We start from the raw sequence: 22,996 nt of genomic DNA, 5'->3' as shown, positions 1-22,996 counted from the left end.
GCTCGATGTCGAAGCAAGAACCGCCTCCCAGATCTCTGTTGTCCCAGTATACCAATTTCTGACCGCTAGTCTGGATGTGCAATGGATTGATAGCAGCACCGTTCAGACGGTAACCCTCGATCAGGAAGGTAGCGTAACCGATATCACTCAGTCTGTAAGCAGCCGGAGTCATGCTCAAACCAGCATTACCACCAGTCTTCTCACCCAAGTACAAGCCAGTAGCCTTGTTCTGGATAGCATAAGCAGTATCACCCAGATTTACGAAACGCCACTTGGCCATATCGTCGTTAACGCCGAGTTCTTCCAAAGTCTTGTTACCAGTAACATTTACTTCTGCATTGTTCAACAGGTCGCTGGTTACATCAGCATTTACATACAACTTACCCTTACGGATCTGCTGGGCATCGCCTTCACCGCTTGCATCCGGAGTATTTCCTGTGCAGTTGAAATAGTGTGCACTATAAGAAATGTAGTACCACAAACCTTCGCTTGAAGCGTCAGCCAAAGTGAACTTAGGAGCGGTAGCCTTGAATGTATCGAGAGCCTTAACCAACTTATCTAAGTTAGCAGTGATATCCTTCTTGGTGTAAGTACCTGCTGCATCGTTAACCTTGATGTAAGACTGTACCTCATCGATGGTAGCCTGCAAAGCAGCCTTTGCTTCAACTGGATAAACGCCAGGATATCCTTCCTTGAATTCCCCGTCTGTTCCAGTTCCGTCAACACCTTCGATGGTTGCAGACAGTTTGCAAATATTGCTGATAGAATCCAATTTTGCCTTCAAGGCAGTTGGATCTGCCAATTCAGCAACATAGGCGTCGTAAGCAGCCTGCAATGCATCAATAGCCTCCTGAGTGGCCTTGCCAGTCTGGATCAGAGCGCCAGCATTCTTTAACTCTGCTTTCAGGTTCTGGGCAATCTCACCCATAGTCGCATTCTGGCAATCTTGGCTCAACTCTGCTTCCTGGAAGTGGAAACCTGAGAAGTGAGTAAAGCCATTGGCAGACTTCCAGGTAACTCTTACATACTGATATGGAGCGTCGAGCTCAATACCATTGGATTGGTAGCTGAGGTTTTCACGATTCTGAGTGCTTGACGGCTGACCGGAAATTGTCGTGCTGACTTTCTTCCAAGGTTCGTTTACAGTGTCATTAGTGACTTCAAAGTATATTTCAGTTGCCTGATTGTCTGCAACACGTCTTGTGATGTATACTGCAAATGCACTGACAGGCTTGCTTAATTTGAACTGCAGGAACTGAGTTGTATCAGGTTTTGCTCCATAGCTTGAGTGCCAGAAACTGATGCTGTCATTGTCCAGCAATCCAGGATAGCCGATACCGTCTTTAGATGCGTTCCATGAGTTGTGGTCTGCATTTGAGAATACAACCATAGGGTCTTTCTGATAATCACCTAATCTGACGAGCCACTTGTTAGTGTCTTTTTCAATAGTAAATGAAGAACCGATAGCATATTTCTTGCTTGCTTCCTTATAGATAGCTTCCAGTTCTCTATTTAACATGTTTTGTTTTCCAATTTCTTCGAACTTGCCAACCTGATCTGCAGGAACTGATTTAATATACCAGGCAGATGCTGTGTTGATTTCTCCAGGATATGTTACAACCGATTCGCTAGAACCACTTCCTGCAGCATGAAGCGGATTATAACCTTTCAAGGCGATGTTAAATTGGCTTTGTCCCAATTCAGTAAATGTTATAGCCTTTTCTGTGGAGTCGTTGCTCATGGCATAAAGCGGGCTACCGCTCCAGTGGTTACCGTTTGTACCACCAATGTATTGTCCTGTACCAACGTTGTAAAGCAACCAAGTTCCGTTATGGCGGTCAATGAACTTCCATACCATAGTGGCATCTTCATCATTGTTTTCTCCCCATTTGATGAAACTGTCTTGAGTAGCGAAGGCTGCGGCTGTTCCCTCTAATTGTTTTACATTAAACAGACGGTAGTAACCTTCTGTTACAGGAACTGATTTGCCTACGACTAATGCCAGATATGATTTTTCAAGAGCTTTGTAAGTCTCTTCAGCTTTGTCTGTGAGACCTTGGTTCAGCACTTCCTCAGCCAGGCTTCTGTTTGTGTTGAATTCTTCTACCAGTTGCGGGTCATAGCATCCAGGATCTGTTCCACCGATGTAATTCAGACTCTGAACCTTGGTAAACAAGGAGTTCAAGTCAGCAACATAGTCATTGTTGATGTTTGCTTCGTAAATCTGCCACCAGGCTGCCCAGTCGTTGTAAGAGGCAATGATAGGACGGTCGTAAACGTGGTTCAGTGCAATCAGGTCGTTGTTGTGCTCTGGGAATTCTGCAATAATCATCATGCAGTTTTCCTGCTCAGGGGCATCACCAACATATCCCATTATCTCACCACCCTCAGCCTGAGTTTTGATGATAATAGGTGTTGCCTTTTCTTTATCTGCTGTGAAAGTCAGATACATTTCAGCAACCCATCCTCCTTCGCCATCCTCAGAAACGCTTCCGTCTTCTCCGGCCACATATCTGTAGGTCAGATATTTGCCGTTGTACTCATTCTTCAGATAGTAAGCCTGCTCCTTGTTTACGGTTTTACCTTCAGCTGTTTCCAAAGAGAAGGTAACGTAAGGATCAACCGGATCAACGGTTGTTACAGAGAATACCAAACTGTCTGCCAAAGAAGAGAAGAACTTGTAAGTTTGAGCTTCTTCATTCGCGAATGAGTTTGAATGAATGATGATCTTGCTGCCATTTGTGAGTGTACTTGGATCCGTAACAGAACTTCCCAAGCTGACACCTGCATAGGCAGTGTTGATTCCCAAAATCATGAGAAACAACGAGAAAATAAAGGAAATTTTCTTCATCTTGAGTATTAATTACAAGGTTAATAAATATGTGATTTAAGTTTTTCGGGATAAAGATAAACAATTAATTTCTCTAAGAATACAAATATTGCATGAATAATATTTCAAGTGCGTTAAATTAACAAATATTTAAATAACGTTTATTGGTATGTTTCAGGTATTGATTGTGCCTTTTACATCTGAGTAAGTATTTTTATTCGGCATGTTTTATACAGAAAAAAAGATGACTACAATTGTTTTTCAACAACTGTAGTCATCTTTAATATTCTGTCAGATTCTAATTACTTAACTGCCACTTTCTTGTTACCTACGATGTAGATACCCTTGGCAAGTCCTTCAGTAGCCTCTGAAACCTTCACGTTCTTCTTGATCAGGATACCGTCAACGCTGTAAACATTAACGTTACCAGTCTGAGCGTCGATGATAGCGTCCTTGATAGCTGTTTCCAAATTACCAGTCAAAGGAACAACGATAGTTCCCGGAGTCTCAGCGTTCTCGATCTTAGAAGCATCAATGTAAGCGCTGTTCCATCCGATCTGCTGGTCTTCTGTTGTAGCACCGATTGACTGAACGCCCTTAGTCTCTTTAACAACACCGAAGCCCTTGGCAACCTTGGTACCGCTGTAGTAGTTACCGATCAAACCGTTGTAGCTGCTTGGAGTCTGAGCGATAGTCTTAGTACCGTTCTTCGGGAACTGGATTAACATCTGAGTTGTATCAGCAGCAGTCGGTTCCTGTGAAACACCCAGAGTAGCACCACCACCAATGTAGAAGAATGGCTGACCAGCCTCGATAACATCCTCATAAACTGCCAGAGTCATTTCTTTCTTGGCAACATCGATCGTTGCAATCTGGTATGGATATGCAGCCGGATCAATGTTATCGGCAACCAGTTCGATAGGCATTGGGTAGCACTTAGTATACAAGCGACCCTTGATCATTTCTTCAGCCTGGAAGTTCAGGATTGCTGCAGCAGTGTTGTCTGTAGTCGGCTCGATGTCGAAGCAAGAACCGCCTCCCAGATCTCTGTTGCCCCAGTATACCAAAAGCTGACCGGCAGTCTGGACGTGCAATGGGTTGATAGCAGCACCGTTCAGACGGTAACCCTCGATCAGGAAGGTAGCGTAACCGATATCACTCAGTCTGTAAGCAGCCGGAGTCATGCTCAAACCAGCATTACCACCAGTCTTCTCACCCAAGTACAAGCCAGTAGCCTTGTTCTGGATAGCATAAGCAGTATCACCCAGATTTACGAAACGCCACTTAGCCATATCGTCGTTAACACCGAGTTCTTCCAAAGTCTTGTTACCAGTAACATTTACTTTTGCATTGTTCAGCAAGTCGCTGGTTACGTCTGCATTTACATACAACTTACCCTTACGGATCTGCTGGGCATCACCTTCACCGCTTGTATCCTGAGCCTTGCCAGTGCAGTTGAAGTAGTGCTGGCTGTAAGAAATGTAGTACCAGATACCTTCGTTTGAAGCGTCAGCCAAAGTGAACTTAGGAGCGGTAGCCTTGAATGTATCGAGAGCCTTAACCAACTTGTCTAAGTTTGCAGAAATTTCAGCTTTCTTATAAGTACCTGCTGCATCGTTTGCATCGATGTAAGCCTGTACCTCATCGATAGTAGCCTGCAAAGCAGCCTTTGCTGCAACTGGATAAACACCAGGATATCCATCCTTGAATTCTCCGTCTGTTCCGGTTCCGTCAACACCTTCTGTAGTAGCTGCCAGTTTGCAAACATTGCTGATAGAATCCAATTTTGCTTTCAAAACAGTTGGGTCTGCCAATTCTGCAACATAAGCGTCGTAAGCAGCCTGCAATGCATCGATAGCTTCCTGAGTAGCTTTACCTGATGAAATCAGAGCCTCAGCATTCTTCAATTCAGCCTTCAAGTTCTGTGCAACTTCACCCATAGTTACGTTCTGGCAATCCTGGCTCAGAACAGCTTCCTGGAAGTGGAAACCAGTGAAGTGAGTAAATCCGTTTGCAGATTTCCATGTCATTCTTACATACTGGTAAGCTGCATCCAATTCAATACCATTAGACTGGTAAGTCAAACCGTTGCCTGAGTTGTCTGTGCTACCTGGAAGGCCAGTGATTGTTCCAGCCTTAACCCAACCGTCAGCCTTTGTTGTATCATTGCTTACGTAGAATGTCAACTGAGTAGCCTGGTTCGGCTGGTTCTTACGTTTTGTAAGGTAAACAGCGAAAGCGTTAACCTTCTTGTTCAACTTGAACTGCAGATACTGAGTTGTATCTGGCTGTGGATCGCTCCAGCATGATCCCCAGAATGTAGCTTCGTCATTATCCAACAATGCTGGGATACCACCACCGTCTGGTGCACTTGGGTGCCATTCATTGTGGTCTGCATTAGACATTGCAACCTTCTTGTCTGCTTCGTAATCAGCAGAAGTTACCAACCATTTTTCAGGTTCAGTAGTAATAGTGAAACTAGAACCGATATCATATTTAGCCTTTGCAGTGTTGTAGAGGCTTTCCAAGCTACGGTTCAACTTGTTCTGCTCACCGATTGCTTCGAATCCAGGAATCTGCTCATCATCAACCTTATTGATATACCATGCAGAACCAGTTTCTAAACCACCGTTCCATGCTACGATGTTACCGCTTACGCCAGCACCACTGCTGTGGCCACCTGTATGGAATGCATATTGACCAGACAGATTAGAAATCAAGTTAAAGGCGCTCTGACCCAAACCTGTGATCTTTACGGCACAACCAGTAGAGTCGCTAGTCATCGTATAATTTGAACTCTGTCCTGTTGATTTTGCTGCATTAACGTATGTACCAGTACCTACGTTGTAGAGCAACCAAGTACCATCATGACGGTCGATGAACTGCCAAACCATTGTTGCATCTTCGTTATCCAGATTCTTCCACTTCATGATATCCGTGTTATCTGTATAAATGGTCTTGATGGCTTCTGCACCCTGCTGAGCAGTAAATGCGCTATAGGCAGATTTGATACGATAGTAACCTTCTGTTACAGGAACAGCTGTACCAACTACCAGTGCCAAGTAAGCATCTTCCAAAGTTTTATAAGCTGTCTTTGCATTCTCTGGAGTAAGAGAACCGTCTGTTGAATTCAACAGATCCTGAGCATTAGTTCTAGCCTTTTCAAATGCATCTACCATGCCCTGATCATAGCAACCAGGATCTGTACCGCCGATAAACTTCAGCTGCTCAACCTTAGTATAAAGAGAACTCAAATCAGCAATGTAGTCCTCAACGATGTTTGCTTCGTAGATTTGCCACCAAGCAGCCCAATCGTTATAGGAAGCGACGATTGGACGATCGTAAACGTGGTTCAACGCGATCAAATCGTTGTTGTGCTCTGGGAATTCTGCAATAATCATCATGCAGTTTTCTTGCTCTGGAGCATCACCAACATATCCCATCATTTCGCCACCTACAGCTTGTGTCTTGATGATAACAGGTGTTGCTTTTTCTTTGTCTGCTGTGAAAGTCAGATACATTTCAGCAACCCAACCACCGGCACCATCATCAGAAACACTACCGTCTTCTCCGGCTTCATATCTGTAAGTCAAATATTTGCCGTTGTACTCATTCTTCAAGTAGTAAGCTTGTTCTTTGTTTACAGTTTTACCTTCAGCTGTTTCCAAAGAAAAAGTAACATAAGGATCAACTGGGTCAACTGTTGTTACAGAGAAAACCAAACTGTCTGCTAATGCAGAGAAGAATTTGTAAGTCGCATTGGCTTCATTCGCAAATGCATTCGAATGAATGATAATCTTGCTGCCGTTTGTAAGTGTACTTGGGTCTGTGACTGAATTTCCCAAGCTGACACCCGCATAGGCAGTGTTGATTCCCAAAATCATGAGAAACAACGAGAAAATCGAGTAAATTTTCTTCATCTTGCGTGTTAATTAAGGGTTAATAATTTATTGTTTCTAGGTATTTCGGGATAAAGATAGACATTAAATTCCGTTGGAAGTAATTTGGGACGTTAAAACTTTCTGTGTATTAACTATTATTAACCCGACAAGTCAGATTCCAATTGGGGCATTTTGTCTGCTGTGCTTATATATAAATAAGGAGTCTTTGATGATTCTTTGATCAGATTTTAGAGCAGGCTGCTGGTAAAATAAAAAAAGGAGTACCGCTGTACTCCAACCTTTGTTAACCTTAAATCTAATACTATGAAAAACACAATGCAAAGGTACTTCTTTTTTCTGTGTGCGCAAACAAACAAAACCGGAAAATATGTTGAATAACATAGATTAACGTCTTTCAAAGAAAAATTGGAACAAACTTTTTAACCGTGATGTATTTTCAATTATTTTTGCCCGTGATTATAAAATGAATGATTGATGATTTCTATCAGATATTTTGGTGCCTGGTTAAAGCGCTTCCGGAAGCGCTGTGGTTATGGAGTACACTCTCCCTTTGCTTTCAATTTTATTACCGGAGTTGTTTTTGAAAAAGGAGCATATTATGCTTATAAGGAAATGGATGGTATTTATGGGAAGAGTTTCTTTTGGCGCTATTCGCATACTTGTAAATGTTTGCATTTTTTATTCCGCTTGACGAATTATGTGCATCCGGAACTCTTTGTCGCAGATAATAAACTGCCGCAGGCCGAGTTGGCATATATGCAGGCTGCAAGTAGAAATGCTTCTTGGTCTTCTTGGAGCAATTGGAGTGAATCTGTCCCCCGGAAAACACTTTTTTATAGTATTGCGGATGCAACTGCTTTGCCGGCATTGCTCGAACGCTGTGCCCTTACGGCAACACCTGATTCCGCTTTGCTTTTACGGGTGAACTCGGCTGAGGTCCGGTCGCACTGTTCGGAAATTATTCAGGGCAGTGAGTTTTGTGGCGTAAGTTTTGATCTTTATGATTTTTTGCTGGTCTTTTTTGACCGGAGCCTGTTTAAGCAACATTATGTAGTAAATTTCCTGGATTGATATGAAACTGAATAAGATCTATACGAAAACAGGAGATTGCGGAAAGACATCATTGAGTGGGGCAGTCCGGGTAGATAAGGATGATATGCACATAGAGGTCTGTGGCAGTCTTGATGAACTGAATGCTGTGTTAGGATGTCTACTGGCGCAGGATGTGCCTTCTGATGGGCGTAAGGTGCTTGTGCAGGCGCAGAATCTGTTATTTGAACTTGGTGCTTTGGTTGTCTCTGATTTTGCCATGCAGAAGAATCTTACAGCGTTTGCTGCAGCAACTCTTGAATTGGAATCGTCAATGGATATAATGCAAAATCAGGTGGAAATGCCGGGAGGCTTTATTCTTCCGGGAGGCACCTGGCCTGCGGCGTTATCCCATCTGGCTCGGACGGTATGTCGGCGGGCTGAGCGCCAGCTATGCTGTTTGTCTAAAGAGCAGGTGGTTCCAGGCGAGGTCATGGCTTATATCAATCGTTTGTCCGATTATTTATTTATGCTTTCTTTGAAAATAAATTTTATAAGCGGACAACAGGAAAATCTTTGGCAGAAACGTTGCTGATTTGAAAAATAGTATTATTTTTGCGTCCGATATAAAGACAATCACAAATTTAGACTGAAAACTTTAAAACAATAAGTGTTATGTATTGGACTTTGGAACTTGCATCAAAGCTGGAAGATGCTCCATGGCCGGCAACCAAAGATGAGTTGATCGATTATGCGATGCGTTCTGGCGCTCCTCTGGAAGTGATTGAGAATCTTCAGGAGATGGAGGATGAAGGCGAAATCTATGAGACAATAGAAGATGTATGGCCCGATTATCCGACCAAGGAGGACTTCTTATTCAACGAAGATGAGTATTAATGACATCAGATGAGATTTGGCGGACGCTTATGGCGTCCGTTTTTTCTATACAGAAACATTACTATTTATGAATATCAGAAGCATGGCAGAATGGAAAAAGATTGCAGGCGGATTGCTGCTCCTGTTCAGTTACGTTCCCGCTCAGGCACAGTACGATCCGGCTTTTTCACAATATTGGAGCCTGCAACCTTTCTATAACCCCGCAACTACCGGTCTGGATGGCAAGCTGAACGTTCAGGCCGCTTATGCCATGCAGCTGGTCGGATTTGAAAATGCTCCGGCCACTTTATATGCCGGTGTGGACCTTCCCGTATTTTTTCTCAGTCCGAAGCATGGAATGGGAGTCGGCTTCCTGAATGATGAAGCCGGACTTTTTGCACATAAAAAGTTTTATATACAATATGCTTATCACCAGCCATTGTGGGGTGGAAGTTTGAGTGCCGGACTGCGGTTGGGCATGTTGAGTGAAGGTTTTGACGGTTCTGGTTTGGATGTTTCGGATACCAGTGATCCGGCGTTTCCGACTTCTGATGTAACCGGCTCCGGTTTTGATTTGGATTTCGGTTTGTATTATAAGCATAAAAAGTGGTATGTGGGTGCTTCGGCCATGCATTTAACCGGGCCGGAAATTACTTATGGCGATGAGAAAGTCAACCAGATATCTGTGCCCCAAACTTTTTATTTTTTTGGCGGATACAATATTTCGTTCAAGAATCCGTTATATAAGATGTATACTTCTGCCATGTTCCGAAGTGATTTTATGTTTTATCGGGGAGATGTCAGTTGCAGGCTAGCTTATGAAGGCGGGCGGATTCAGCTTTACGGCGGACTTTCATACAGTCCCACAAATTCGGTCAGCCTTTTGTTTGGCGGTAAAGTTATGGGAGTCACCTTAGGTTATTCCTATGAAATGTACACCTCGGCAATCGGAGCATTGAACGGAAGTCATGAGATTACGCTGAGTTATCAGACCGATCTCAATATTTTTAAAAAAGGAAAGAATAAACATAAAAGCGTAAGAATATTATAATGAACAAGAAGAGTGTTTGGATCGTAACGGCCTTATGTGCTTCTTTGGCGCTGAGCTCTTGCTTGGGGCCTAAATCAGCATCGTCTGCCGTGGGCGGCGAGTTGACAGGCATTCACGGCGTGGCTTATAATGAGCCGGCACCGTATGGCATGGTGGCGGTCAAAAGTGGATATTTAAAGGTTGGACTTCAGGAACAGGATTCTTTGTGGGGGGATAATGCTCCTACGAAAGAAGTTTCTGTAGACGGCTTCTGGATGGATGAAACAGAAGTAACCAATGCCAAATACCGGCAGTTCGTCTTTTGGGTGCGTGACTCGATTATTCGCGAGCGTTTGGCCGATCCGGCCTATGGCGGTGATGAAACATATAAGATTGAAGAAGACAAGTATGGTAATCCCGTGACTCCGCATCTGAACTGGAGCAAGCCTATTCCTTGGAGAAAGCCCAATGAAGATGAGTTGCGTGCCATAGAGAGCGTGTATGTCACACATCCGGTAACCGGCGTCAAGATGCTGGATGCCCGCCAGATGAACTATAAATATGAAGTCTACGACCATACGGCTGCGGCTTTGAGAAAGAACCGCATCAATCCTTTGGAACGCGATTTGAATACCGATCACTCTCTTCCCGAAGATCAGACTGTAATGATCTCCAAGGATACCGCTTATTTGGACGATGAAGGTCGCATAGTGCAGGAAACAATTACCCGTCCTTTGTCCAGTGCTTATGATTTCTTGAGCACCTATATCGTCAATATCTATCCGGATACAACCTGTTGGGTGAACGACTTTGCCAATTCCGAAAACGAACGCTATATGCAACTCTACTTCAGCAATCCGGTATATGATGATTATCCGGTGGTTGGAGTAACCTGGGAGCAGGCCAATGCCTTCTGTGTGTGGCGCACCGAGTTCTTGAAAAAAGGTCTGGGAATGTCTGGCGTACAAATCATGCCTTACCGTCTGCCGACAGAAATCGAATGGGAGTATGCGGCCCGTGGCAAAGAAGGAAATGTTTTCCCGTGGGAAACCAAAGACGTGAAGAGTGATAAAGGATGCTATTATGCCAATTTCAAGCCCGATCAGGGAAATTATACGAAAGACGGCAACCTGATTACTTCAAAAGTAGGCATTTATTCACCCAATTCCAACGGATTGTATGATATGGCCGGAAATGTGGCCGAGTGGACCAGTACGGTATATACCGAAGCCGGTGTGGAAAGTATGAGTGATATGAATCCGCAACTGAAATATCAGGCTGCGAAAGAAGATCCTTATCGTCTGAAAAAGAAGTCTGTACGAGGCGGTTCTTGGAAAGATCCCGAGTCTATGATCCGTTCGGCATGGCGTTCTTATGAATATCAGAACCAGCCGCGTTCTTATGTAGGCTTCCGTTGTGTACGTTCCATGATAGGTAATAATAAGAGAAAATAATTAATAAATAAAGATTATGGCAGGAGGAAAGAATAATATAATAGCACGCTTGCAGCGTTGGATGGATTCTGTGCCTGGACAGAGTTTCCTGAACTATGCATATAGTTGGGGTGCTGCAATTGTGATTTTAGGAGCACTTTTTAAGCTGACTCATATAAAAGGAGCCGATTTGATGCTTTTTGTCGGAATGAGCACTGAGGTTTTCGTGTTCATTATTTCCGGATTCGACCGTCCGTTTGATGCGAAAAAGCAGGATGATGATGAATTGGAAGAGGATGAATTGGAAGAAGAAAATGCAGAGGCCAGTCTGCCAACAGGAGAGGCGGTAAGTCCTCAGCCTTCTTTTGTTCAGCCAACAGTGGTTGTGGGTAATCCGGCCCCTGTAGATCTGTCGGCTTCTGCTGCGGTTGCTTCTGCTGCGGCTGCTGTAGACACTCAAAAGCTGATTGAGATTGTTCAGGAGGCCAATAAAGATCTTATGGAGCAGGCCAAGGTGGCTTGTAACCCGGAGATTGGTACTGCGGCAGAGAATTATGTGCAGGAACTGAAAGAGTTGACCGAGATTTTGCGTCAGGTTGGTGAGCAGGCTCGTCATCTGACTCAGGATTCAGAAGAAATGGACAAGCTGAACCGCACGCTGACCAGCATCAATACCATTTATGAGATGCAGCTGAAGAGCGTCAGTCTGCAGGTGGGCGCTATTGACCAGATTAACGACCAGACACGGCGGATGGCCCAGCTGATCGAAGAACTGAATAGTGTATATACACGTATGATTCAGGCTCTTACAGTAAATATGCCAAAGAATAACGGTGCCCAGAATGTGGCTCCTTAATGTTATATGGATTTTTAAAACCAAATAGATTCCATGGGAGTAAATAAACAACGAGTTTCACCAAGACAGAAGATGATTAATCTGATGTACGTTGTGCTGATGGCTATGTTGGCCTTGAACGTATCATCGGATGTGTTGAACGGTTTTTCTTTGGTGGAGCAAAGTCTGAATCGAACCACTTCCAGTGCAACCTTGTCCAACCAGGCTATTTACGAAAACTTCGAAAGCCAGATGAAAGCTAATCCGGCCAAGGTGAAGGAATGGTATGACAAGGCACAGTATGTAAAGCGGATTTCTGATTCGCTCTACAATTATGCAGCTCTTTTGAAAACAGAGATTGTGAAAGAGGCTGACGGAAAAGATGGTGATGTAAACAACATTCAGAATAAGGAAGACCTCGAAGCGGCTACTCACATCATGCTGGCTCCTAAAAGAGGACAGGGGGAGCAGTTGCATCAGGCAATCGTTTCTTTCAGAACACAGATTCTGAAGATGATTGATGATCCGGCACAAAAGAAGATTATTGCCGGTAATCTGAGTACGGAAGTACCTGAAGACGGCCGTACTTTAGGAAAGAATTGGCAGCAATACATGTTTGAGAATATGCCGGTTGCTGCAGCTGTTACTTTGCTGACCAAGTTGCAGAGCGACATACGCTATGCAGAGGGCGAGGTGCTTCACTCGCTGATTGCCAATATCGACGTGAAGGACATTCGTGTCAATGAATTGAATGCTTATGTTATTCCACAGTCTCAGACCGTGGTGCAAGGAGGAAAATTCTCTGCGCAGATTATTATGGCAGCGGTGGATACGACCAACCGTCCGGTTATCTATGTTGGTGGTCGTCCGATAGCTTCAAGCAAGGGCATTTATGAAACGGTATGTTCCCGCACCGGTGAATTTACCCTGAATGGTTATATTGAGACCACCGATGGAAAGGGAGAGAAGGTGCGTCGCGACTTCTCACAGAAATATTCTGTTGTGGCTCCGAGTGCAACCGTTTCCGCAGATATGATGAATGTACTCTATGCCGGATATGAAAATCCGATGAGTATTTCCATCCCCGGAATTCCGGTCAACAAGATTGTGGCTACCATGAGTGGCGGCCAGTTGAAATCTGTGGCTCCCGGTAAATACATTGCTCATCCTACAGCCGTGGGTTCTGATGCCGTGATTACGGTCAGTGCCCAGATGGAAGGCAGAACTCAGGAGATGGGTAAATTTACTTTCCGGGTGCGCAAATTACCTGATCCGACAGCCTTTATTGAGTATCAGACCGGTAGCGGTCCGGAGCGTTTCCGTGGTGGAAAGATTTCCAAGCAGCAGCTGATGCAGGCTCCGGGTATCGGTGCCGCCATCGATGATGGTCTGTTGAATATCGGCTTCCGCGTAGTCGGTTTCGAAACCGTATTCTTTGATAATATGGGAAATGCCATTCCTGAGGTTTCTGGCAGTGGAGAGTTTACGGCTCGCCAGAAGGACCGTTTCAGAATGTTGGGAAGAGGCAAGCGCTTCTATATATCCAAAATCCGTGCTGTGGGACCGGATGGAATCCAGCGCACTTTGAACGGATCAATGGAAGTGATTATCAATTAGAAAATCTAATTAAAAAGGATGAAAAGGATATTTATATTTTTGTTGGGTGCCTGTTTCTGGGGCAGTATGCATGCGCAGCCTCAGAAGAGACGAGTGGCTGTAACCGAGCAGAAGCAGGTTACGGACCGGGCATCCTTGCAATTTCCGGCGGCAACGGACATGCCGGACGATATGGTATGGAAACGGGACATTTACCGTCAGTTGGACCTTACGATAGACAAGAATGCTCCGCTTTATTATCCGGTGGAGCCGCAGGGTCGTGAGATCAACCTGTTTACCCTGATGTTCCGTTTGATGCTCGACGGTAAGATTCCCGTATATGAGTACGGTCTCGACGGCAATGAGTCTTTTGCCGAGAAAGATCAGATCAAGCCGAAGGACTTTCTTGAGAAGTATCAGATTTATTATGAGATGAACGGAAACCGGATTATGGTCAACAACAGCGATATTCCTTCGCGCGATGTGAAACGCATGTATATTAAGGAGAGCGTTTACTTTGACCAGCGGACTTCTTCCTTCCATAAGAAGGTCACTGCCCTTTGCCCGGTAATGGTTCGTGATGATGAGTTCGGTGAGGCTGCTGCTACACCTTATCCTCTTTTCTGGGTGAAGTATAGCGATGTAGCGTCCTATTTTGCCCGTCATGCCATGATGAGCAGTAATTACAACAACGTGTCGAATATGACCGCTGACGATTATTTCTCCATGAACCGTTACGACGGTAAAATCTACAAGACCACCAATTTGCAGGGATTGGCTCTGGCCAACTATTGCAAGACAGACAGTGCGCTGGTTAAAGAGCAGAAGCGGATAGAACAGGAACTGGTCAATGTAGAGAAATATGTGTGGGGCAAGCTGGAGCAGCCTAAGGATTCGGCAGATTCCGTGCAGGCCGCAATCGTTGCTACCGAGAAAACCAAAGAGAAGAAAACGACCCGTTCTTCACGGAGAAAGACAACGGTAAAGAAGTCTGCTCCTAAGGTAGAAAAGTCCTCTTCGAGCGCAGCTCCCCGGGTATCTGTGAGAAGACAGAGAAGATAATCGCAGGATTTTTCCTTGGGTTTGTAAATTTTTACTTATATTTGCGAACCTATCAAAAATGAATGGACGTATGAAAAAGTTGAAAATGTTATTTTTAGCCCTTGTGGCTTGTTGCTGTGTATTGCCGGCCAGTGCCCAGCTGAAGTTCGGTGTGGAAGGTGGTTTGAATGCCAGCAAAGTAAGTGTGGATCAGTTGAATGCCAAGAACCGTACCGGTTGGTTCATCGGTCCTAAGGTTCAGTTTACTGCACCCGTTATCGGATTGGGACTTGATGCCGCCTTGCTGTATTCTCAGAAATATCTGGAGGTTTCTACCGAAGATAATTCTCTGGTAGAAGGAACCATCAAGCAGAATATGCCTTATCTGGAGATTCCGATTAACCTGCGTTATAATATCGGTTTCAGTAGCCTGATTGGAGCTTATATTGCAACCGGTCCGCAGTACAGCTGGTATCTTGGAGGCAAGTCATTGACTTTGAATGATATTAGTTATGGTTCTTTGGAAACTTCCAGCTTCAGCTGGAATGTCGGTGTCGGTATCAATGCACTGAGTCACCTGCAATTGGGTGTTACCTATAACATTGCTTTGGGCCAGACGGGAGAAGTGACCGGAATTGTAGAAGCAGCAAAGACTGCAAAATTGAAAAACAATACCTGGCAGGTGCGTTTGGCCTACATGTTCTAAGGAGCCAGACGGCGCAACAGCCATTTGAGATTCATAAAGAGTCCTGATTCCTCCTGATAATGGAGAGTCGGGACTTTTCTTTTATACTAAAGTATTAAATAATTCCTGATATGTACCGATTTGCTGATGTCCTCTTACCGCTTCCCTTGAATGCCACCTACACTTATCGCATTCCGGAACCGATGCAGCTCAGTGTGGGCGAGCGGGTTATTGTACCCTTTGGTGCCCGAAAGTATTACACGGCAGTAGTTGATCGCATACACGATGAAGAACCTTCGGGTTTTGAAATCAAGGATATTGCCGAACAGTTGGACACCGAGCCGGTATTGCTCCCGGTGCAGCGAAAGCTGTGGCGCTGGATTGCCGATTACTATATGTGTTCGCCCGGCGATGTTTTTAAGGCTGCTCTGCCGTCGGGCATGAAACTGGAGAGCGAGACCGTGCTTGTGTGTCGCGAGGAGTCGCCCACACCCAAAGAAATCAGTCAGCCAAAGGTGCAGCAGGTATGGAATCTTCTGCACGAACAGAAAGAGATGTCTCTGTCGTTGCTGCAAAAGAGAATCACTGCCTTTCCGGTTCTTTCTGTTGTCCGCAAGATGTTGGATTCCGGTTTGCTTACCGTGAAAGAAGAAGTCCGTTCGGGTTATCGTCCGTTGACGGAAACGATGGTAACCTTGAGCGAAGCTTACCGTAGCGAGGAAGCCCTGCATCAGGCTCTGGATCTGGTGAGGCGAGCCGAAAAGCAGACTCAGCTGCTATGCGCTTTTCTGGAACTGAGCGGATGGGGGAGAGCGTTGGAGAAAAACGATCCGTCGCTGGTGAAACCCGTTTCCCGTGCAGCGTTACAGCAGTATAGCGGAGTGAACTCATATTTGGTGCAGACCCTGGTCAAGCGGGGCATTCTGACGCTGTATGCTGCTGAAATCGGGCGTCTGGACCGGCAGAGCCGGGACGTACAGGCGGCAGCTCAGTTGTCTGAACCGCAGGAAACGGCCTATCGGGAGATTTTACAGGCCTTTCAGGAAAAAAGTGTCTGTCTGTTGCATGGTGTGACTTCCAGCGGAAAAACAGAAGTCTATATTCATTTGATTCAGCATTATCTGGAGCAGGGAAAGCAGGTGCTGTTCCTGCTTCCGGAGATTGTGCTGACTACCCAGCTCACCGAACGCTTGCGTCGGGTGTTCGGGAATCGTATGGGGGTATATCACTCCCGCTTTTCGGATGCGGAACGGGTGGAAATCTGGAAAAAACAATTGTCTGCAGAAGGTTACGATGTTATCGTAGGCGTGCGTTCTTCAGTCTTTCTTCCTTTTCGGAATTTGGGATTAGTGATTGTAGATGAGGAACATGAACCCAGTTATAAGCAGCAGGAACCGGCACCGCGCTACCATGCCCGCAATGTCGCCTTGGTATTGGCTTCGTTCTATGGAGCCCATACTTTGCTCGGCACGGCTACTCCTTCTTTTGAAAGTTACTATCATGCCCGTAACGGAAAATATGCGCTGGTCAATTTGCACACGCGCTATGCACAGGTGGCCCTCCCGGAAATAAAGGTCGTAGACATAAAGGAACTGTCCCGAAAGAAACTGATGAAAGGTGTTTTTTCTCCGGTACTGTTGCAAGCTATCGGTACTGCGCTGGAAGCCAAGGAACAGGTAATTCTTTTTCAGAACCGGCGAGGCTTTGCCCCAATTGTGCAGTGTAAGGAGTGCGACTGGATTCCCAAATGCAAGAACTGTGATGTGAGCCTGACCTATCATAAGCGCTTTGATATGCTTACCTGTCACTATTGCGGATTCTCGGCTCCTATTCCCAAGTCTTGTCCTTCGTGCGGCAGTCTGGTGCTGAAGCATAAGGGACTGGGTACAGAAAAAGTGGAGTATGAAATCCACGAGTGCTTCCCCGAAGCTAAAGTGGCCCGAATGGATTTGGACACGACCCGCACCCGTAAGGCCTATGAGCAGATTCTTATGGATTTTGAGAGCGGGAAGACCGACATTCTGATTGGAACCCAGATGGTGAGCAAGGGGCTGGATTTTGACCGGGTGCGCATTGTGGGCATTCTGGATGCCGACGGCATGCTGAACATTCCCGATTTCAGAAGTTATGAGCGGGCGTTTCAGATGATGGCTCAGGTGGCAGGCCGAGCCGGACGCAGGGGAGACCGTGGAATCGTCTTTTTGCAGACACGCAATCCGGAGTCTCCGGTTGTGGCTCAGGTGGTAGACCACGATTATCTGGCCCATTATTTGTGGCAGATGCAGGAGCGGAAACTCTTTCATTACCCTCCTTTCTGCCATTTGATTTATGTTTTTCTGAAATATCGGCAGGAAGAGCCTTTGGACCGTTTTGCCCATCAGCTTGCGGAGCGCCTGCGTCAGGTGTTCGGCAGTCGCGTTCTAGGGCCCGACGCCCCTCCTGTGGGCCGCGTACAGTCCTTGTACATCCGGAAGATTGTGTTGAAGGTTGAGCTGTCTGCTTCTCATTCCAAGGTGCGTACCGCCCTCCAGAATGTGTGCCAGATGGCTTTGCAGGAGTCTTCTTGTAGCAGTATTCAGCTTTATTTCGATGTAGACCCGCTGTAGTCTTTATGTTCTACCCCGTAGCCGAACAGGGCAAAATCGCCTTTGCACGGATCGTCGGGGAAGATTTTCCGCAGGGCTTCGGTGATGCGGAGCGCCTGAGCCAGTGAATACGTGGTTTTGTCGGTCAGTCCCAGTTCAAACGCAATCCGGTTGACGTGGGTGTCCAGAGGGATGACCAGGTCTTTAGGATGGAAATGATTCCAGATGCCGAAGTCCACCGGCGAATTCCGGCGAATCATCCAGCGCAGAAACATATTCATTTTCTTCTGAGGGCTCTGTGTGCTGATGTCCAGCCACCGGCATAAACTCTCTCGAGGAGATCCTGCAAAGGTAAGCAGGGTCTCCTCGAGAGAATCATATTGTCGATAAGCTTCGTATAACTTTTCAAAAAGCCAGTGCATTTGCTTCTTGGGGCAAGTGCGGTAAAAACTCTGTCCGTCAGACTCCGGAAAGTCCGTGCGCCATTTTTCTCCCATGACATATTCCAACGGGCGGTGTTGCATCAGGACGAGCAGTTCATCGGCTTTTCTGCAAATCATTTTCCGGTTGCCGAAACTGATCCAGGCTGTAAGCAGCCCGGCAATCTCGATATCCTGTTTGCGGGAAAATCGGTGCGGAAACTGTACGGGGTCATTCGGTATGAAAGTTTCCGATTCATACTTTCCGGCCCATTCAACGAGCAGATTCCTTGTTGCCGGTGTCATTGTTCTCTTCTTTTTTATGGAGTTCCGGATAGCTGATACGGGTGTGGTATATCGTTTTCAGCTTTTCCTTAAACACTTCTTTGGCTGTAGTGATATCCTGGAAGGTGATCGGACAGTTCTTGAAGGCGCCGTCGGCAATCTGGGCGTCAATGATCATTTCTACCAGATTGCTGATGCTTTCTTCGGTATAATCCTTCAGGCTTCGGGATGATGCTTCTACGGCATCCGCCATCATCAGGATGGCCTGTTCCTTGGTTTGCGGATTCGGTCCGGGATAAGTGAACAGATTCTCATCGACCTCCTCGTCCGGATATTTGTTTTTGTAGGAGATATAGAAATACTTCGTCTTACCTCTTCCATGATGCGTGGCGATGAATCCTTTAATTACTTCCGGCAGATTATACTTGTCGGCCATTTTCAAGCCATCGGGTATATGGCTGATGATGATGCGGGCGCTCTCGATGAGCGACAGCTGGTCGTGCGGGTTGACACCGCTTTGGTTCTCCGTGAAATAGGCCGGATTACAGATCTTTCCAATGTCATGATACATGGCACCGGTTCGCACCAGCTGTGCCTTGGCGTCAATCTTATTGGCAACCTCAGTAGCCAGATTGGCCACCTGCATGGAATGCTGGAAGGTGCCGGGAGCCACTTCAGACATGCGGCGCATCAGATCATTGTTGATATTCGAAAGCTCTACCAGAGTCACGTTGGAGGTGAAGCCGAACAGCTTTTCGATAAGGAACATCAGCGGGTAGGCAAAGAGCAGCAACACTCCGTTGATGATGAGATAGATGTAGATGTTATATTCCAGGTTGTCAATCTCTTTCTCGTGCATCAGGTCCAGACTGAAATAGAACACCAGAGAGGTAACGGTAACAATCAGGGCCGTGCGTAGCAGCTGGCTTCTTTGCGACAGTTCTCGCAGGCTGTAGATGGCCACCATACCGGCTACCAGTTGTGTGGCTACAAACTCATAGGGATATTTCAGTGAAACGGCGCACAGCAGGATGATGACTGTATGCATGACAAAGGCCGTGCGCGAATCCATGAACACCCGGATGAAGATTGGCGCCATGGTAAAAGGAATGATATACACGCTGAACAGATTCTGGTCCACAAGAATGGAGGACAGCACCGGGAAGATGACCAGCATGGTGAGCAGCAGAAGCACGCTTTTGCCTTTCTCGAGATAGTCTTTGCGGAACAGAGAAAAATAAAGCATCATGCAGAGGAAGATCAGCGCCACGCAGAGTATCTGGCCGACCAGAAGATAGGCCTCCTGCTTGGTGGAGTCAATCCGTTGCTTTGATTCTTTCAGATAGGAAGCCAGAATGTTGTATGTTTCCTGGGTGACGATGTCGCCGCGGTCTATGATTTTCTGTCCGCTCATGACCATACCACTGGCATAGGAGATGGAGCTGAGCAAATCTTTCTTTTGTTCTTCAGACTTCTTCTGGTCGAAGAGCAGGTTGGACACGATATAGCGGTCCAGGTTGCATTTCTGGAGTTTCAGACGGTCGTAGCGGGCCGTATCATCGGTTTCGAAAAAGAACTTATAGGCACTTTTGTGCGAGTAAATGTCTTTCGTCGGGCGTATGACCGATTGGTTGGCTGTAAAGATACGTATGGCCGTGATACTGTCGTCCACCAGACGGTTGTAGTCGTCCGGTTGCACAATACCGTTTTGGTACAGCGTGCGCAGCTTCTGCTCGATATATCCTTTGTAGTAATAGGGGATGCCGCTCTTTTCCATTTGCGCAAAGTCCTTCCGGAATTTGGCCACCTGTTCTTCTTCGACGGACTGGTTGATTTCAAAGTAAGGCTCAAACAGATGCATCACGCTGTCCTGCTCCTTTTTGATCAGTTCGTCACTTTTATAGATAGGAAAATCGAAGGTAGCAATCAGCTGACTGTATCTCCAGGGACGGCCCAGATCAAACTGGTAGGCCGAGCGCCCTTCGCGGGGCATGAAATAGACCACCAGCAGGATGGCCGCTATGCCCACACAGATGCGGTAAAAGATATCGCGCGCGTTCAGGTTCTTCTTTTCGTTAAACTTATTCATTTTATTCTGTTTTTGTTATCTAGGCGAAAATACGAAAAAATTACGTGGGTTAGAAAAAAAAGTACTAATTTTGCGCAAAAGAATCAATTAATTATGATGTCAGAAAGAAAAGTAAGAGTTCGTTTTGCTCCGAGTCCTACGGGAGCGTTACACATTGGTGGTGTCCGTACTGCCCTGTATAATTATCTGTTTGCCCGTCAGCATGGCGGTGAGTTGATTTTCCGTATCGAGGATACCGACTCCACCCGTTTTGTGCCCGGCGCAGAAGAGTATATCATCGAGTCATTCAAGTGGTTGGGCATTCACTTTGACGAGGGCGTAAGCTTCGGAGGAAATCACGGTCCGTACCGTCAGTCTGAGCGTCGCGACATATATAAAAAGTATGTAAACCAGCTGTTGGAGGAAGGAAAGGCCTATATTGCTTTCGATACTCCTGAGGAACTGGATGCCAAGCGCAATGAGATTGCCAACTTCCAGTATGATGCTTCTACCCGCGGCATGATGCGCAACTCGCTGACTTTGTCTAAGGAAGAAGTGGAGCAGATGATTGCCGACGGCAAGCAGTATGTGGTCCGCTTCAAGATTGAGCCGAACGAGGATGTGCATGTAAACGACATGATTCGTGGCGATGTGGTGATCAACTCTACCATTCTGGATGATAAGGTGCTGTATAAGTCAGCCGACGAGCTGCCGACTTACCACTTGGCCAATATCGTGGACGACCATTTGATGGAGGTTACTCATGTGATCCGCGGTGAGGAGTGGTTGCCTTCGGCTCCGTTGCACGTGTTGTTGTATCGTGCTTTCGGTTGGGCCGATACCATGCCAGCCTTTGCCCACCTGCCTCTGTTGCTCAAGCCGGACGGCAAGGGTAAGCTGAGCAAGCGCGACGGTGACCGTCTGGGCTTCCCGGTATTCCCGCTGGAATGGCACGATCCGAAGACCGGCGAGGTATCTTCAGGTTATCGTGAGAGCGGTTATCTGCCTGAAGCTGTCATCAACTTCCTGGCTCTGTTGGGTTGGAATCCGGGTAATGACCAGGAGATCATGACGATGGACGAAATGATCCGTCTGTTCGACATTACCAAGTGTAGCAAGGCCGGCGCCAAGTTTGACTATGTGAAGGGAATGTGGTTCAACCGTGAGTATATCCTGATGAAGGACAATAAGGAACTGGTTCCTGCCTTTGCCAAGATCCTTCAGGAGAATGGTATTCAGGCCACTGAAGAGCAGATGGAAGCCGTAATCGGCATGATGAAGATGAAGAAGATCAACTTCATCAAGGATTTGTGGCCTTTGTGCGACTTCTTCTTCACTGCTCCTACTCAGTTTGACAAGACAGACAAGTTCATCAAGAAGAACTGGAACGAGCAGGCAGCTGCGGACATGGCAGAACTGTTGCAGATTCTGGAGGGTCAGGACGACTTCTCGGTAGAAGCCTTGAAGCAGACCATTGATACTTGGGCCGAGACCAATGGCAAGAAGCCTTGGAATCCGTGGCGTGTCGTATTGGTCGGTGCCGGAAAGGGTCCGGATATGTATGAACTGGCTGCATTCCTGGGCAAGGAGGAAACCTTGAAAAGAATGAAAACAGCCTTGGAACTGCTGAAATAAAATTAGTGAATAAATAATGAAAAAAGAGGCCTTATCCGTTTTGGGTAAGGTCTCTTTTTTGTTTTTATGCTTTTTCCGGCAGCTGCGAAAATCATTTCGATGATTCTGTAAGATGATCGAAATGGTTTTTGCATTTCATTTTGATGATTTTTTCCTTTCGTAAGGGACGCTTATTCTTGCGATGCTTCCGGATAGCAGCAGTGCTTGGTGTTTTCGGGGTTCGCATCCGCTTCGCGGTACACCGGAATGTTGTCTACATAATGCTGCGCATAGCTTTGGTTGAGGCTGGCAGCCAGTTCCGGATTCACCTGTTTGATGAAGCGTGCCGGTACACCGCCCCAGAGTTCTCCGGGGCCGATCACCGTATTCTTGAGTACCAGGGCGCCGGCAGCCACAATGGCACCTTCGCCGATTTCTGCAAAATCGAGAACGGTAGAGCCCATGCCGACCAGTGCATTTTTGTGAACCATGCATCCGTGCAGGGTGACATGATGACCGATGGTGACATCGTCTTCAAGGATGACCGGAGCCTTGCCGCTGAGAGTATGCAGGCAGCAGCAGTCCTGAATGTTCACACGGTTGCCTATTTTGATGAAATGCACGTCGCCGCGCAGCACGGCATTGAACCAGACGCTGCAATCATTGCCCATCGTCACGTCGCCGATGACGCAGGCTCCCTCGGTCACATAGCAGTTCTTGCCGAATTTCGGGGTAATTCCCTTCAGTGTTTTGATAATTCCCATTGTT

General features: G+C 46.3%; 16 protein-coding genes. 11 read left to right on the top strand and 5 right to left on the bottom strand.

Annotated elements, in window-relative coordinates:
• Both DXA74_RS10750 and DXA74_RS10745 read right to left on the bottom strand, forming a co-directional pair.
• On the bottom strand, positions 1 to 2,851 hold a 2,851-nt coding region (locus tag DXA74_RS10750; RefSeq protein WP_147401089.1), incomplete at its 3' end, for a discoidin domain-containing protein.
• A 281-nt stretch (positions 2,852 to 3,132) separates the two neighbouring features.
• The gene (locus tag DXA74_RS10745) at positions 3,133 to 6,423 is read right to left on the bottom strand and encodes a discoidin domain-containing protein (protein ID WP_158576058.1); all 3,291 of its coding nucleotides are present in this window, start codon (positions 6,421 to 6,423) and stop codon (positions 3,133 to 3,135) included.
• Between the two features lie 783 nt (positions 6,424 to 7,206).
• Between DXA74_RS10745 and DXA74_RS10735 the strand changes: the two genes are divergently transcribed.
• The 10 genes from DXA74_RS10735 to priA all read left to right on the top strand — a co-directional run bounded on the left by DXA74_RS10735 (position 7,207) and on the right by priA (position 17,863).
• Positions 7,207 to 7,803, top strand: coding sequence for a hypothetical protein (locus tag DXA74_RS10735; protein ID WP_118527451.1), 597 nt, complete (start codon positions 7,207 to 7,209; stop codon positions 7,801 to 7,803).
• Between the two features lies 1 nt (position 7,804).
• The gene (locus DXA74_RS10730; protein WP_118527449.1) at positions 7,805 to 8,356 is read left to right on the top strand and encodes a cob(I)yrinic acid a,c-diamide adenosyltransferase; all 552 of its coding nucleotides are present in this window, start codon (positions 7,805 to 7,807) and stop codon (positions 8,354 to 8,356) included.
• Positions 8,357 to 8,436: 80 nt separating this feature from the next.
• Entirely contained in the window at positions 8,437 to 8,658 is a 222-nt protein-coding gene (locus DXA74_RS10725) for a DUF2795 domain-containing protein (RefSeq protein ID WP_118527447.1), read from the top strand.
• A 67-nt stretch (positions 8,659 to 8,725) separates the two neighbouring features.
• The gene (locus DXA74_RS10720; RefSeq protein WP_233550516.1) at positions 8,726 to 9,688 is read left to right on the top strand and encodes a type IX secretion system membrane protein PorP/SprF; all 963 of its coding nucleotides are present in this window, start codon (positions 8,726 to 8,728) and stop codon (positions 9,686 to 9,688) included.
• Positions 9,688 to 11,121, top strand: a complete 1,434-nt coding sequence (locus DXA74_RS10715; protein WP_118527445.1) for an SUMF1/EgtB/PvdO family nonheme iron enzyme — start codon at positions 9,688 to 9,690, stop codon at positions 11,119 to 11,121. The genes DXA74_RS10720 and DXA74_RS10715 overlap by 1 nt, the downstream gene beginning before the upstream one ends.
• Positions 11,122 to 11,137: 16 nt before the next feature.
• A complete protein-coding gene (gene gldL / locus DXA74_RS10710) occupies positions 11,138 to 11,956 on the top strand; it encodes a gliding motility protein GldL (RefSeq protein ID WP_118527443.1) in 819 nt (272 codons plus the stop codon).
• 33 nt (positions 11,957 to 11,989) lie between these two features.
• Positions 11,990 to 13,552 (top strand): gliding motility protein GldM, encoded by a 1,563-nt coding sequence (gene gldM / locus DXA74_RS10705; RefSeq protein WP_118527441.1) that lies wholly within the window; start codon positions 11,990 to 11,992, stop codon positions 13,550 to 13,552.
• An 18-nt stretch (positions 13,553 to 13,570) separates the two neighbouring features.
• Positions 13,571 to 14,593, top strand: a complete 1,023-nt coding sequence (gldN, locus tag DXA74_RS10700; RefSeq protein WP_118527439.1) for a gliding motility protein GldN — start codon at positions 13,571 to 13,573, stop codon at positions 14,591 to 14,593.
• A 70-nt stretch (positions 14,594 to 14,663) separates the two neighbouring features.
• Positions 14,664 to 15,278 (top strand): porin family protein, encoded by a 615-nt coding sequence (locus DXA74_RS10695; protein WP_118527437.1) that lies wholly within the window; start codon positions 14,664 to 14,666, stop codon positions 15,276 to 15,278.
• A gap of 110 nt (positions 15,279 to 15,388) precedes the next feature.
• Positions 15,389 to 17,863: a primosomal protein N' gene (priA, locus tag DXA74_RS10690; protein WP_118527435.1), complete on the top strand. Its 2,475-nt coding sequence runs from the start codon at positions 15,389 to 15,391 to the stop codon at positions 17,861 to 17,863.
• Here the strand turns inward: priA and DXA74_RS10685 are convergent.
• Both DXA74_RS10685 and DXA74_RS10680 read right to left on the bottom strand, forming a co-directional pair.
• Positions 17,839 to 18,567, bottom strand: coding sequence for a TIGR02757 family protein (locus DXA74_RS10685; RefSeq protein WP_118527433.1), 729 nt, complete (start codon positions 18,565 to 18,567; stop codon positions 17,839 to 17,841). The two genes, priA and DXA74_RS10685, sit on opposite strands and share 25 nt — an antisense overlap.
• Positions 18,536 to 20,635, bottom strand: coding sequence for an HD family phosphohydrolase (locus DXA74_RS10680; RefSeq protein WP_118527431.1), 2,100 nt, complete (start codon positions 20,633 to 20,635; stop codon positions 18,536 to 18,538). The genes DXA74_RS10685 and DXA74_RS10680 overlap by 32 nt, the downstream gene beginning before the upstream one ends.
• A 96-nt stretch (positions 20,636 to 20,731) precedes the next feature.
• Here DXA74_RS10680 and gltX point away from each other — a divergent pair, with 96 nt between their 5' ends.
• A complete protein-coding gene (gene gltX, locus DXA74_RS10675) occupies positions 20,732 to 22,249 on the top strand; it encodes a glutamate--tRNA ligase (RefSeq protein WP_118527459.1) in 1,518 nt (505 codons plus the stop codon).
• Positions 22,250 to 22,419: 170 nt separating this feature from the next.
• Here gltX and DXA74_RS10670 read toward each other — a convergent pair whose 3' ends face one another.
• Positions 22,420 to 22,992, bottom strand: coding sequence for a gamma carbonic anhydrase family protein (locus DXA74_RS10670; RefSeq protein WP_118527429.1), 573 nt, complete (start codon positions 22,990 to 22,992; stop codon positions 22,420 to 22,422).
• Between the last annotated feature and the right edge of the window lie 4 nt (positions 22,993 to 22,996).

The sequence above is a fragment of the Bacteroides sp. OF04-15BH genome (genome assembly GCF_003477995.1).
Lineage (GTDB): Bacteria > Bacteroidota > Bacteroidia > Bacteroidales > Bacteroidaceae > Paraprevotella.
Note: the sequence above shows the minus strand (reverse complement) of the source record. Positions and strands in the feature narration are given on the sequence as shown.